This window comes from Saccharopolyspora sp. NPDC045941, assembly GCF_056431445.1.
Window position 1 is genome coordinate 1 of the sequence record NZ_JBWKKU010000008.1, and the last position, 13,515, is coordinate 13,515.

13 protein-coding genes are annotated in these 13,515 nt (G+C 66.5%); 4 read left to right on the top strand and 9 right to left on the bottom strand.

Annotation, left to right across the window (positions count from 1 at the left end; translation table 11 throughout):
* The 6 genes from lepB to AC07FN_RS08375 form a co-directional block, all read right to left on the bottom strand.
* The coding region (lepB, locus tag AC07FN_RS08350) for a signal peptidase I (RefSeq protein ID WP_478395009.1) at window positions 1-363 on the bottom strand (363 nt) is incomplete at its 3' end.
* Window positions 360-497 carry a hypothetical protein gene (locus tag AC07FN_RS08355; RefSeq protein WP_478395010.1) on the bottom strand — a complete coding sequence of 46 codons (138 nt, stop codon included), beginning with the start codon at window positions 495-497 and terminating at the stop codon, window positions 360-362. The genes lepB and AC07FN_RS08355, both read right to left, overlap by 4 nt.
* 412 nt (window positions 498-909) lie before the next feature.
* Window positions 910-1,068 (bottom strand): hypothetical protein, encoded by a 159-nt coding sequence (locus AC07FN_RS08360; protein WP_010694616.1) that lies wholly within the window; start codon window positions 1,066-1,068, stop codon window positions 910-912.
* Window positions 1,069-1,899, bottom strand: coding sequence for a class E sortase (locus tag AC07FN_RS08365; RefSeq protein ID WP_478395011.1), 831 nt, complete (start codon window positions 1,897-1,899; stop codon window positions 1,069-1,071).
* Window positions 1,900-2,043: 144 nt separating this feature from the next.
* The gene (locus tag AC07FN_RS08370; RefSeq protein WP_478395012.1) at window positions 2,044-2,583 is read right to left on the bottom strand and encodes a DUF2020 domain-containing protein; all 540 of its coding nucleotides are present in this window, start codon (window positions 2,581-2,583) and stop codon (window positions 2,044-2,046) included.
* A gap of 230 nt (window positions 2,584-2,813) precedes the next feature.
* The gene (locus tag AC07FN_RS08375; protein WP_478395013.1) at window positions 2,814-3,965 is read right to left on the bottom strand and encodes a Dyp-type peroxidase; all 1,152 of its coding nucleotides are present in this window, start codon (window positions 3,963-3,965) and stop codon (window positions 2,814-2,816) included.
* A 60-nt stretch (window positions 3,966-4,025) separates the two neighbouring features.
* Here AC07FN_RS08375 and AC07FN_RS08380 point away from each other — a divergent pair, with 60 nt between their 5' ends.
* Window positions 4,026-5,369 (top strand): right-handed parallel beta-helix repeat-containing protein, encoded by a 1,344-nt coding sequence (locus AC07FN_RS08380; RefSeq protein WP_478395014.1) that lies wholly within the window; start codon window positions 4,026-4,028, stop codon window positions 5,367-5,369.
* 7 nt (window positions 5,370-5,376) lie between these two features.
* Here the strand turns inward: AC07FN_RS08380 and AC07FN_RS08385 are convergent, their stop codons facing one another.
* Window positions 5,377-6,090: a hypothetical protein gene (locus AC07FN_RS08385; protein WP_478395015.1), complete on the bottom strand. Its 714-nt coding sequence runs from the start codon at window positions 6,088-6,090 to the stop codon at window positions 5,377-5,379.
* A 328-nt stretch (window positions 6,091-6,418) separates the two neighbouring features.
* On the opposite strand from AC07FN_RS08385, the gene AC07FN_RS08390 reads away from it, so the two are divergent.
* Window positions 6,419-8,845, top strand: coding sequence for an SdrD B-like domain-containing protein (locus AC07FN_RS08390; protein WP_478395016.1), 2,427 nt, complete (start codon window positions 6,419-6,421; stop codon window positions 8,843-8,845).
* 148 nt (window positions 8,846-8,993) lie between these two features.
* On the opposite strand, the gene AC07FN_RS08395 is transcribed toward AC07FN_RS08390, so the two are convergent.
* Window positions 8,994-9,572: a DUF4232 domain-containing protein gene (locus AC07FN_RS08395; RefSeq protein WP_478395017.1), complete on the bottom strand. Its 579-nt coding sequence runs from the start codon at window positions 9,570-9,572 to the stop codon at window positions 8,994-8,996.
* Window positions 9,573-10,074: 502 nt separating this feature from the next.
* On the opposite strand from AC07FN_RS08395, the gene AC07FN_RS08400 reads away from it, so the two are divergent.
* On the top strand, window positions 10,075-10,599 hold the full coding sequence (locus AC07FN_RS08400) for a hypothetical protein (RefSeq protein ID WP_478395018.1): 525 nt from the start codon (window positions 10,075-10,077) through the stop codon (window positions 10,597-10,599).
* A 189-nt stretch (window positions 10,600-10,788) separates the two neighbouring features.
* Here the strand turns inward: AC07FN_RS08400 and guaD are convergent, their stop codons facing one another.
* Window positions 10,789-12,150, bottom strand: coding sequence for a guanine deaminase (gene guaD, locus AC07FN_RS08405; protein ID WP_478395019.1), 1,362 nt, complete (start codon window positions 12,148-12,150; stop codon window positions 10,789-10,791).
* Window positions 12,151-13,176: 1,026 nt separating this feature from the next.
* Between guaD and AC07FN_RS08410 the strand changes: the two genes are divergently transcribed.
* The gene (locus tag AC07FN_RS08410; protein WP_478395020.1) at window positions 13,177-13,500 is read left to right on the top strand and encodes a hypothetical protein; all 324 of its coding nucleotides are present in this window, start codon (window positions 13,177-13,179) and stop codon (window positions 13,498-13,500) included.
* The last annotated feature ends 15 nt before the right edge of the window (window positions 13,501-13,515 follow it).

Sequence of the window (13,515 nt, forward strand, 5' to 3'; positions counted from 1 at the left end):
ACGGTGGACTCGACGGCCAAACCCCCTATGAGAGACTTCGCCAGAAGACCCAAACCGAAGCCTCCGGGTGAAGCCGATCTTCGTCAGCCGCACATCCGCAAACGGCAACCGCCCGGCTTGGTCGCCCCAAGGGTCGTCGTGGCGGACGTAGTCTTCGGAGATCGACGTACCGTTCACCTGAATCCAGCCCTGCTGGTCACAACAGGACACCGTGTCTCCGGCGATCGCGACGACCCTCTTGATGAACGGCCCGTCAAGGGACCAGGACGACCCGTCGAAAACGATGATGTCGCCCCGCTGCACGTCGCGATCAGCGGTCACGGTGATGATCACATCGTCTCCGGACTGCACGGTGTTGCTCATGTCGGAGAAGAGACGGGGTAGATCTCGTAGTCGGCCCAGAACACGATCGATGCCCCGACGTAGACCAGCAGACCAACGGCCATGACCGTCGCAGCCGACGTCCACGAAACCCAGCGGGTGGTAGTGGACCTCATCGAGTGTCGATGGTCGTTCGCCTCGTCCGCCGCGGCCATGCTGACCCGCCTTCTCTCAAAAGCGCCGCACTGGCCGGATCCTCGGCAACCCGACCGCCAGTCGAAGGAAGCACCACGAGAGTGCCGGCCCTGGCGCGGATGACGAAGACGTGGTCTGCACCTGGCGTCTCTCGTAGCTGCGGAACGCCAGACTATCCAATGCCCTCTAGGCGCTTCCCTGCCACCGGAGATGGCTCCAGCGGGATCGGCGTTCTTCACGGCCGGAAGCCCGGAACCTGCTTCCACCTGCATGGATGAGGCATTCGGCAAGGGCAGGCGGAGCATGCCGCGAAGACCAGGGCTAACGCCGGCGGTGGCGGCGGGGCTCATTTCTGGTTCCCGGAGCGCAGGAGTGGCAACAGCCCGAACGCTCCTAGTTCGGGACCGAGACCTGGTTGAACGGGAGCATCGGTTCCAGCCAGGGGAAGACCACGAACAGCAGCAGTGCGATCACTCCCAGGGCCAGGAGCAGCGCGAGCACCAGCTTCGCGCCCAGCGGCCCGGGGAGGTGACGCCAGATCCAGCCGTACATCTATGCCTCCCCGATCGCCTGCAACAACTGGGCATACGTGGCGTCGGCCGTCTTCGGGAACTGGTTGGTCAGCACTGCGTGCACGATCAGCCGTTGCCGGTCGGAGAACTGCGGGTGGCACGTGGTCAGCGTGAGCAGTGCGACCTGCTGTGCGGGCGGCAGGATGTCGAGCGGTTCGTGTGGCACCGGCGCCACGACATCGCCCTCGTTCGGGTTGACGATCTCGCGGCCGTAGGTCTCGCCGTATGGGCCGCCGTCCGCCGCGTTCGTCCGCAGCGTGCCGACATGCGAGCACTGCGGTTGCGCGCCCTTCCCGGCCGACCAGTTCGCGATCTCGTCGGAGTGCGGCAGCACGCGGTAGACGAAGAAGTCGGTCTGCGTCTCCACTACGATCGCGTCGCAGGAGCTCAGCAGGTCCAGGTCGTTGAAGGGCGCACCCTTGCCGACCCGGTGCCCGGCGACCGCGAAGTTGCCTGGTTCGCCGGGCAGCGCGGTGCCCTTGTAGTGCCCCGGCCCGACCTCCAGCACCGCCGCTTCGGTGCCTTCCTGGATGGTGAAGTGGTAGTCGGCGCCGAAGCCCGGGATGTACAGCTTGGCGAACGCTTTGCCGTCGATCAGTTCGGGATGCGGCTGCCGGCCCTGTGCCCAGTCCCCGTCGAGCGTCGTCGTCGCGCCGGCCTGCTTCTTCGCCGAGAAGAAGTCGGTCACGTACAGCTCGTAGACGACGAACAGCAGGACGACCAGCCCAGCGGTGATCAGCAGCTCGCCGAAGGTTCGCACGATCTTCGCGCCGAGTCCCCCCGATGACTTCGGCGCTTCCAGAATCGCCACGTGTGCTCCTTCCTGGAACTCGCCTACGTTAACGTGCCAGATGTGGGGTGTCAGCCACGGATAGTTGTTTTTCTTCGCTTCGAGGTACACGGTCTGCTGCGGCGCTTGGCACACCGGACCCGGGTACTGGTCCTCCCGGCTTACCTAGAGTGCGAGAGCGGCAATCGCTTGCTCGGCAACGGTTCTCGCCTTCACGGTCAGCTTCTGGTTGGTCGTCACGATGATCGCCGCACCGCCTTTTACCACGGCATACACCGCGCCGCCCTCCGCCGGCTGGTAGCCGCCCTGCCAGCCTGCCTGGTCGGTCGCGGGGTTGCTCGTGTCCACCGGCGCCGCCTTGTCGACGAGTGCCTTCGCCACGGCTGGGTCGCCGGAATACACCCGAACGGTGAGTTGAAGCTCCCCGGTGAGCGCATAGAAGAAGCACGCCGGGTGTGGCTTGTCCGCCGAGATCTGGACCTTCGACACGCGCTGCCCGTTCGCGTCGGCCACGAAGGCGTTGGTCAGGTAGGGGCACGGCCCGGCGCCGGTGGGTTGCGGATCGGGCGGGAGTTGGACCGGTGTGGTCGTGGTGATCGGCGCAGTGCTGGTGGTCGGCGTGCTGGTGGGCGCGGACTGGCTTGTCTGCGAGCAGGCCGTTGTGAGGGCGGCTGTGATCCCGAGGGCAAGCATGGTTCGTCGCATGGCCCGCATTCTCCCGACCGAAGACGGGTTGTCGGGCGTGACCCCTCTAGCACTGCGTACCAGAGCCACCCGAGCATAAACGGGTTTCGGTGCCTCACCCGTGATCGCACACGAAATGCGGCGCCTCGATCGACGCCGTGTGCACCTCCGAGAACGCCGCCACGAACTCCCCGCGCCGAGCACCGGCACCTCGGACGAACTTGCACCACTGTCTACTGTGGTCGATCCGTTCAGTGGAACAGCGTGGCGCCAAGCGGGTGTTGTTGGTCGAAACCGGGGAGTATCAGGAAGGTTGCGCTGGCGGTAGTGGTGGTGAATTCCAGCAGTGCGTCGGAATGATCCATTCGGGTCAGGGTGTTGGTGAATGTTCGCATGTCGTTCTGGAAGCTGATGAAAAGCAGGCCGGGGGCGGGTTCGTCGGTGCTGTAGGAACGACGGAGCATGAGGCCGACGCCAACGACGTTGGAGTGCGCTCTGCGGACGTGGGCGTCCGCCGGGATGAGGTAGCGTCCGTCCGGCGTTTTGGCGCCGAGGTTCGGGTCCGAGGCGATGGTGCCACCGGAGAGAGGCACTCCGGTGGCTCGGTACCGACCGAAGACCGCCTCCTGGTCGGCAACGGACAGCTTGGCGAACCGCGGCAGATCGAGTTCCATGCGTCGCAGCACGGCAATGGTGCCGCCGGCGACTGGCGCCGGCCCGGCCAGCCACAGGTCTCGCTGTTCTTGGCCGGCGGTGTGCGGGCCCACGATGCCGTCGATGAAACCGAACAGGTTCCGCGGCGCGGCAAGACCCTGATCTACGGGGATGTTCGAGCCGCGGCGCCCGGACTGCCGCCAGCGTTCGTGCATCCGGTCACCCGCCTGGTCCAAGAGCGCGGCGGCGACCATCGGTAATACCAAGGCATCGCTGGCGCAGATCTGCATCAGCAGGTCACCGCCGCGTGCCTGCGGGGCGAGCTGCTCGCGGGAGAACTCTGGGAGATCCACGGCGCCGGGTAGGGAAGGATCGACCATGCGCACCAGTCGGGGGCCCACTCCGATCGTCACGGTGAGATCGCCCGGCGGTAGGCCCAGCAGTCGTGCATCGGTCCCCGCGGTGAGGGCCAGGATGGCCTGGCCGAGGTCGGCCAGCAATGGGCCGACAGCCACGGCATCGCCGAGGTCGGCCACCACGGCCAGCAGATTGGGCTGGGCCGGCTGCGGGAGCGTGATGCCCGCCTGGTGCTGGCCCGTCGGTGACACCGGCGTGGTTGACGCGGGGGCATCGTGTTGGCCCGACTGGGGGGAGCCCGGTTCGCACCCGGCGGCGAGGCCGGCGGCCATTGCGGTACCGGTGACACCGAGGAACGCGCGGCGTGACGGGCGATGATCGGCTCGGCTCACGTTATGGAGAGTGCCATATCCGCCCTCCCACAGGTGAATCGTCCATGCCAAACTGCGATCATGCCTCGTTTCGGTCTTCGCGTGACAGTCGCGGTGCTGGGTACGCTGCTACTCGTATTGGCCGGCTGCGGCGCCGGCGATGACGGATCGGGCCAGGGCCGACGACCGACCGGTGCGCACGTGACGATCCGAGTGCCGGCTGACGCCCCGACGATCTCGGCTGCGGTGTCCCTCGCTCAGCCCGGTGACCTCGTGTTGGTCGCGCCGGGCGTGTACCAGGAGTCCGTGAAGATCGCCACGGCTCAAATCACCCTTCGTGGCGAGTCTCGGGACAAGGTCATTATCGACGGGCGGTTGCAGCAGCCGAACGGCATCGTCGTCGCCGCACCCGGGGTGGCCGTGGAGAACCTGACCGTGGAGAACAACACGCAGAACGGGGTTCTGGTCACCGGTTCGGCGAAAGCGGTCGCCGGATTGCCGGGGACGAGCGGCGGTTACGACACCGGCGACGAGCCCGTCACCTTCCTGAAGTCGTTCTTGGTTTCCCATGTGACCGCGACCCGCAACGGGCTGTACGGCATCTACGCGTTCTCCGCGCAGAACGGCGTCATCGAGCACTCGTATACGTCAGGTTCGGCTGACTCGGGGATCTATGTCGGGCAGTGCAAGCCGTGCAACATCGTGGTGCGGGACAACATTGCCGAACTCAACGCGGTCGGTTACGAAGGCACCAACGCCAGTGGCGAGATGTACGTGGTCGGCAACCGCTTTGTCGGTAACCGCGTCGGACTCACCATCAACTCCGACCACCAGGAGAAGCTGCTCCCGCAGCGGGGTTCCGTCGTCGCCGGCAACCTGGTCGCGGACAACCAGCAGACGTCGACCCCCGAGCAGGCCGACGGCGGGTGGGGCATCGGCATCGGCATCGATGGCGGCAGCGAGAATCAGTTCAGCCGCAACCGAATCGCCGGCAATATCAACGCCGGGATGGTGATCACCGCAACCGCGGACCTACCACCGGACGGAAACCAGGTCGTGGAAAACACCTTTGCCGCCAACGGCATCGACGTCGGCTGGACGTTTCCCACCGCCACGCAGGGACGGGGTAACTGCCTGCACGCCAATGATCTGCGCACGACGGTGCCCGCTCAGCTCGTGACGACCGCGTCCTGCCCGGTTCCTGCCCAGTCGCCCACGCCGTCCGGCACGTGGGTGATGCCGAAGGCACCCGGCGGCATCCCGTTCACCGATGTGGCTGCGCCTGATGCACAGCCACAGTTCCCGAATGCCACCACGACCGGCGCCACGGCTGTTCCGGCCGTTCCGGCGCTACCGGACACCGCAAGCATCCCGCTGCCCTCAGCGTCACTGCTCGCAGGCAGTGCGCTGGTGCAGACATCCTGAGCGGCGGCTACGGTGGCGGGCTGACTCCGGGGACCGGCTGAACCGGAACATATTTCTCGGTGTCGAAATCGATGACCACCGGCTGCGGTTCGGAAGCCACCTTGACCTGAACCCGGTACATGGTGCCGTCCGAGCCGATCCAGTAGCGCACGGTGCCCGCCGTACCGGGCTTGGCGCCGGCGTCCGGCCCGGTCATGACATCCACCTGGTGGCCGTCCAGCTGGTCCTGGCCAATCCAGGTGGCGCCGTTCTGCGGCAGTAGTGCGGCGTTGTCAGGCCGGTCGCTGCCGAGACTGAGCGCGATGGCCAACGAGGTGTCCAGCGCACTGCCGGTCGTTTGCAGCGGACGGCCGTACCAATCCGACCCGGGCGGCGATGCCGGTGCTTCCGCCGGGGCGTTCGCCATCGGGTGGACGAGCACGGTCGCGGGCGTCCATTCGATCAGCCCGTCGCTGGACGTATCGCGCCCGGTGCCGTGCACCACGCCGTAACCGAGTTCGGTGCGGTAGTCGATGGATCCCGTGATGACCAGCCCGCCAGCGCTACTCGGCACGGTGATCGTCACCCCGCGGCCCCCCGCTTGGTAATTGCGAAACCGCGTGATCGCCAGCCGGTTCGCCTCATCCGAGGTCAATGCACGTGGACCGGTAGGCCCTGAACCGGGGCCGGTGATCAGAAACGCGACCACCGCGGCACCCGCGATGCCCAGGGCGGCCAGCACCCACCGCGGCCGCAGCCATCGGCGTCGGCCGGCCGCGCGCCGCGGGAGACCTTGCCGGATTCTCATGCTCCGCACGCGGCGCGACGCTAACAGGTCCGCCGATGCGTCGCTAAATCACCTATCTTGGCAGCCGCACGGCTTTCTGGTTATATATAGCAGTTCGGGATGATCTCTCGGGGTAGATCGGCTGTCACCTGGGCTATGAAGCGGTTGTTGGTTGTTCAGCCCGAAGAGGGCTTGTTCATCATGACAAGGGGCAGCGATAGCTATGAGCCGAGCCGGTAGAGGATCGGGCCGGACAGCCGGAAAGCGGCTGGTGCGGTTGGGCTTGAGCATTCTGTTGTTGGTAGCCAGCGCGACAGGTTCGATGGTGGGGGCGGCCGGGGCTTCGGCAAGTGACGGCACGCTGACGGTTCAGGTTCTGCGAGATTTCTTCGGCACGGGCGTGATCAACACGGCAATGGACGTGCCGCAGCAAGGGATGAAGGTTGATGTTGCCGACCCGGCCGGCCATCGCGTATCCGGCACCACGGATTCCACCGGAAAAGTCGTGGTGTCGCCGTCGACCGTGCTGACCGGCGGCCAGTACCGCGTCGATGTCACCATCCCTGCGCCGTTCAGCGATTATCTGCAGGCGGCACCGGCCTCGACGGCGCCGAACCACTTCGACAGCTTCACCACGTTCGTCGACGTGTCGGCCGGCAAGAACGCCTCGGTGATCACCGGGGTCTGGAACGCGGCCGACTACGCACTGCCGGATTCGCGGTACTTCGTGCCGATCCAGAATGGCGCTGGTGGCACGGACACCCGGTCTTTGGTGGCGTTCGGGACGAACCGCCGGGGCACGTGTCCCAGCGAGGTGGCGTGCCCGACCACGCTCACCACGCAATCCCAGGTGGGCACGACGTTCGGGCTGGCCTACGACAGGTACCGGCAGCGGCTGTTCCAGAGCGAGTTCGCCCGGCGGCACGCCCCGTACGGGCCGGATGGTGGTGGTGCGATCTACACCGTGCCGGCCGACGGTGGGGGCGCGCCAACCTTGTTCGCGAAGGTGCCGGGCGCCGTGGTGACGCCGCACGACACCGCCAACATGAACAAGGACGCCGGGTTCACCAACGCGCCGGGTAAAGAGAGCATCGGCAGCATCGCCCTGTCGGAGGACGGGTCGACTCTGTACGCGGTGAACCTGCTGACCCGGACCCTGGTGAGCTTCAACGCGACCGGGGCCACCGCATCGGTCCCCGAAGCGATGGTGCCGATTCCGGACCCGGGCTGCGCGGCGCCCACCGACTGGCGGCCGTTCGGCCTTGAAACGCACAACAACACGCTCTACGTCGGTGGCGTGTGTTCCGCGGAGAGCACGCAGAACCGGGCGGACCTGAAGGCTGTTGTCTACACCTACGACGGCAAGCGATTCACCACGGTGCTGACCCAGCCGCTTGCTGCCGAGCGCGGTGCCGTCTTCGCCGGTAGCCCGAGCGCGGGACAGAACAACCACTGGAACCCGTGGAACACCAACCTGTTGACCTGGGACGAATTCCGCCTGGGCGGCGCCTTCATCAATCCGCAGCCGGAGTTGGCCAGCCTCGCCTTCGCCCGGGACGGTTCGATGATCCTGGGTTTCCGCGACCGGTTCATGGACGTTCTCAGCGCGAGGGGGCTGGACCCTCGGCCGGGCAACAACACCCCGGAACTCGGCATGTCCGGTGGTGACATCAACATGGCCTGCGCCAATCCCGCCGGTGGATACTCGTGGGAAGGCACCGGGAACTGCCCCAACCACGCGAAAACCGCCACTGACGGAGGGCAGGGCGATGGTGTCGTCGAATACTTCCCGGGTGAATTCTTTTCCGGCGGGCACCAGGAAACCGCGCTGGGCTCGGTGGCCTACATTCCGCAGCAGCAATGGGTCATCAGCACGGAGTTCGACCCGACCGTCAACATCGAAACCAGCGGAACCGGTTACCACAACATCAGGACCGGTGAGGGTCCCGGCAACAACCCGGCCGCCAACGCCTACGAGTTCGTCGGTCGGGCGGAGAACGGATTCGGCAAGGCCGGTGGGCTCGGCGATATCGCGTATGCGGCGGCGAATGCGCCGATCCAGATCGGCAACCTGGTGTGGTTCGACGGCGAGCACAACGGGATCCAGGACCCCGGACAGGTGCCGCTGCCGGGTGCGACGATCAACCTGTTGGACGCCAGCGGCAAGCAGGTCGCCACGACCGAGACCGATGCCGCCGGCGAGTACTACTTCGGTGGGGTCGGCGCCGCCTACGAGCTCACGCCGGGTGCGAAGTACACGGTGCAGTTCGACGTGTGCACCGCGAACACCAGCAAGGTGCCAAGCCAGCCGCCGGCAACCGAGCTGCGGTTCACGCTCCCATTGGTCGGTGAGGACCGGGCACATGACTCCAATGTGATCCCGCCGACCACCGGGCAGCTGTGCAACGGATACGCACCTGTCACGGCGCCCGCCAACCCAGGAGGGGTCGATCACACGATCGACGCCGCCGTGTACATCCCACAGGAACCGCCGCCGACGCCGACGCCGCCGACAACGCCGACGCCGACGCCACCGGCCTCCACACCTCCGATGCCTACCACGCCGCCCTCATCCAACACGCGGACGGACTCGCTGGCCGACACCGGTGTTTCCAGCCTGCCTGAGATGATCTTCCTCGGTGTAGTGCTCCTCGGGGCGGGCGCGGCATTCGTGTTCATGAGCCGGAAGCGTCGCGCCAAGCGACACTGAAACACGGGTGGTCTGCCCGCCTGCGATCCACCACTGGTGCGGGCGGGCAGACCACACCTGGTTGAGCTCTGTCAGGCTCGGCCTTCGAACGGTGCACCCGGTGGACTGCCCGGTTCCGAGGAAGCGCCGCTCCGCGGGGCTTCGCGGGTCAGTCCTCCTGCCAGCTGCTGATCGTGGCCTCGCCGCCGCACAGGTCGAAGACTCCGTCGTTGGGCTCGATGGTCTTCGGCTCGCCGTTGTTCATCTTCAGGCTCACGGCCCAGACCCGGTTGCAGGCCGGCCCGTCGGGACCGCCCTGGTCGGCCGGCCACTCGACGTCCGCAGCGGCCGACTGACCGGGCTTGAGGATGACCGGGCCGCCCGTGCCCGGCTGGCCGTGGTTGATCTGGAGACCGTCGGACGGGGTTCCCTCCCGGTCCATGAACGTGATGTCCGGGAAGTCGTCGGTCAGGGTGCAGTCGGCCTCGCCGGCGTTCGTGACCTTCAGGTGGGCGTTCACGTGGCCGGTCGAAGAGAGCTCGAAAGACGGCGTCATGTTGTCGATTTCGCAGGGCCCCTGATCGTCAGGGCTTTCGCCGCCCTGCGAGTTCGAGCCGGCGGAGGTGCCACCCTGCGCACTGTCCAGGCGCGGGGCCGGCGGCGTCTGCTGGGCCGAGCCGCATGCGCTGAGAGAAAGTGCGAGGGCCGCGGCGGCGGTCAGGGTGGTCCCGATGGTGCGCAGGTTCATGTCACTGTCCTTAAAAGATCTGGTCTGCAACCTTTTTTCAATGACAGAGACGTGCGACCCCCCGGGTGGTTGCTTCTAACGAGTGTGACCGCAGACATACACGGACAACGTGGTCCCGGGGGGCGTGAGCGCTTCATGCCGTCGTGGTCCGGGGGCGGTACGTCCACTTCTTGGCGACCAGCCGACGGTGCCAGCGCAGGGCCGTGTCCGGTGTGGCCAGACGTGTTCACGCTGAACCGCCCATTGGACTTGCGCTGTCTGGTCCCGGAAGTTGGCCGCCTCGTGACCTGCGGTGATCGACGGGCGGCGGCAGAGTCTTTGTCCCGGACTGTCCCGGACGGCCGGAGATCTTGAAACGACGCTGATCAGACAGTTGCCTTGGTGACGCCGGCGAGAACCGACCGACCTGCGCAACCGCAGGCCCGCAAACGCCGATCTCGGTGTGGTCGTGCCAGAACGTCGAGCCGGCAATCCACTCACGACCAGGAACAGGAGCAATCCGATGCGAACCAGTCACCAGGACGACGAGATCTCCACCGAGCCGAAAACCTGGACAAGGCGCATTGCCGCGCCACTCATCGCTGCTGCTGCCGCACTGGCAGCCGCCGGACTCACCGCAGCACCCGCCAACGCCGATGCGCACGGTGTCGAACCGATCCCCGCCTTCACGATCGATGCCGGCAAAGAGGGCACCGGCCTGTCCTTCCCGGTGCCGGTTCCCTCCGGATACCTCGCACACAGCGTGGTGGGCGACGGGAACAAGATCTCCAGGGAGTTCGCTGCCTACTCGATCGCCACCGGAGCCGGCGGACTGCGCGGCCAGATCTGCAACTGGCGGATCGACTTCGAATACAAGGCCAAGGGAAAGAAGTACAAGACCATCAAGGGCAGGACGAACGCCAGCTGTGACCTGATCGGAAGTTCGGTCGTCGTGTCACCGGGCAAGGTCAAATACGGCGAGGCGTGCGCTGTCCTGTACGTCGAGGGGAAGCGACGCGGCGCGCAATGCCACCACATCACCAAGTGAGCCAAGAAGGCGGACAAGGCTGAGGCGGCCACCGTCGTCATGCGCAACCGCCCGGCCTTGTAGGCCCTTTGCGCGCAAGATCCCGTGAGTGCTTTTGGGCGTTGTCACGCCCGAAAGCACTCACGGGACGCACGGTGTCGTGTTACGAGCCCGAGCGTTGCACCAGTCCGCCCGGCACCACTCGGCGAATCAATTCGCGGGCAGGGAGATTTCGTTGATGCTGCTGTACTTCTGCTGGCCCAGCACGTAGGTCGCGCGGACCGTTCGCTCGTCACCGAGGGTCATGAGCGCGAACAGGCGCTCCTGGAAGTCCGCGGAGATCTCGGTCCGCCGCTTCAGCACCGGCGTGGCCGCCCAGTCCAGGACGACGAAGTCGGCTTCCTTGCCGGTCTGGAAGTTCCCGATGCGGTCTTCGAAGTACAGTGCCTCCGCGCCACCGAGAGTGGCGAGGTAGAAGCCGCGCATGGCGGACAGCTTCTGCTGTTGGAGGGCCAGAACCTTGTACGCCTCGTTCAACGTGGCCAGCATCGAGTAGCTGGTGCCCGCCCCGATGTCCGTGCCGAGCCCGACTCGAACCCCGGCGGCGCGCGCCGCGTCGAGGTTGAACAGGCCGCTGCCGAGGAACAGGTTCGACGTCGGGCAGAACGCGATGGTCGAGCCGCTCTGCGACAACCTCGTGCGATCCTGGTCGTCGATGTAGATGCTGTGCGCGTACAGCGACCGGTTCCCCAGCATCCCGAACCGGTCGTAGACGTCGATGTAGGAACGGCCGCCGAAGAGTTCCTTGACGGTCTCGACCTCCTCCTTGTTCTCCGCGGCGTGCGTCTGCAACCACAGGTCCGGAATCTCCTGGTAGACCCGGCCGACCATCTGCAGCAGGCCCTCCGTCGAAGACGGCGCGAACCGCGGCGTGATCGAGTAGGTCGACCGGCCCTTGCCGTGCCAGCGGCCGATGAGCTCGCGGGTGTCGGCCTCGGCCTGCTCGACGTTGGGATCCTTGAGGTCCGGCGGCGCGAAGGGCTCGCGGTCCATGAGGACCTTGCCGGAGAGCATCCGCATCGCTCGTTTCTCGGCCTCCTCGAAGAACGCGTCCACGGACGCCTTGTGCACTGTCGGATGCACGGTCGCCGTGGTGGTACCCGAGGCGAGTAACGTGTCCAAGAAGAGGCCCGAGATCATGCGGGAGTGGTCGATGTCGGCGAACGCCTTCTCGGCCGGGAAGACGTACTTCTCCAGCCATTGCAGCAACTGCTCGCCGTAGCTGGCGATCACGTCCACCTGGCTGGCGTGGATGTGCGTGTCCACGAATCCCGGCACGATCAGCTTGCCCCGGTGGTCGACGGGGGTGCCGTCGCCGAGTTCCGGCGGTACCTCGCCCTCCGGGCCGACCCATTCCACTCGGCCGTCGGCGCCGACGACCAAGGCACCGGGATCGAACAACTGCCAGGCGGCAGGATCCGGCTGCGTACCGGGATCGCGCAGGAAGTGGAGCACGGTCCCGTAGTGGATGCTCCGCCCTGGCGCGGCTTCCCTCGGCGTCGCGTACGCCACTGTTCTCGTTCCGACGCCAAGCGCCGCGGGTACCGCCACCGCACCCAGTCCGGCTAGGAAGCCTCGGCGCCGCAGCCGGGGAAAGGGAAAACTGCGATGGGTATGCGATTCCTGGTTCGACATGTCCGCGCCTTTCATTCGACCGTCGCTCGCTTCGGCGTTCGCGCGCGCATGACGGCACGGCGAATGCCGGAGGTTCTGCGTGAGCTCGCAGAACCTCGCGTGGCCCGACTGCCGGGAAATCGGACACGGGGGGATGGCGCCGGTGGTTCGACGCCGTTCGTCCTTCCGGAGCGGCATCCGGCCGCCCCGAACAATGACTTCAACATTTTGTTGCAAGGCGGCACGTTAGTTGATCGCCCCAACGATCGTCAAACACGGGTCCCGTGTTCCCACCAATGGTCCGAATGCGATGCGCGGAGGCTGCCGATCGACGCGAATTCGGGTCCCCCGCGTTGAATCGAAAGGAGCAGCCGAAATCGGTTCGTCCGGCCGCTCGCGCACCGCCGAAGCGGCCGGACGGCGCGCAATTTCCCGGGGAAATCGACGTCAAACCGGGTTTTGGGCGACCACCTCGGGCGGCTTCGGGTCATCCGCAGTGCGCACCGGCGGCTAGCCCTGCGCTGCGCTGGCACCGGGAGTTGAGCTTGGCGGTCAGCACGGCGTTCACCGGCTCACCCGGTACCTGGCGAGGATGGCGGCTTCGCGCATGCCGGCTGTGGCTGGCCTGGCGGGTTGGCGCGGGTGGTGCCGGCGGTTGGTGGGGGTTGGCTTCGGTCGGGCGAGAGGGCGGTCCGGGCAGAGTTGGTGCCCGGAGGGCTCCTGGTCGGCTCATGTCGGTGAGGAGTCGGTCTTCGTGTCCTTGACTTGATTCGGAGTGCGTTCAGGAGGCCGGATTGTCTGAAGTGGATCGTCGCAGTGTGGAGATTTTGCGGGAGGAGTACGAACGCCGAGTCACCGATCTGGCTGAGACGCAGCGGCGGGTGAATGAGGTCTCGGCGACCGCGGGCGTCCGCGCGTCGTGAGTTGTCGGTCGCGATCGGTCCGCGGGGCGTGATCATCGAGTTGAAGTTCCTGTCCAGCGCGTATCGCCGGTTGGCGAAGAACGAGTTGTCGGAGTTGGTGACTCGTGCGATCTCCGATGCCCGGGACGAGCTGAACGACCAGCTGGCGGAGATCATGACGCCGATGATGCCTCCCGGGGTCGATGTGAAAGCCATCCTGAATGGGGAGATTGGCGCCGAGAAGCTGGCCCCGGACGAGTCCAGGCTGCCGCCGCTGCTCAGGGAGCGGCTGAACCGGCGCCGAGGACCGGCCGCCGGCCCGCTTTCGCGTGCTGGACGGGGTTGAGGGGCTTGCGCGCCT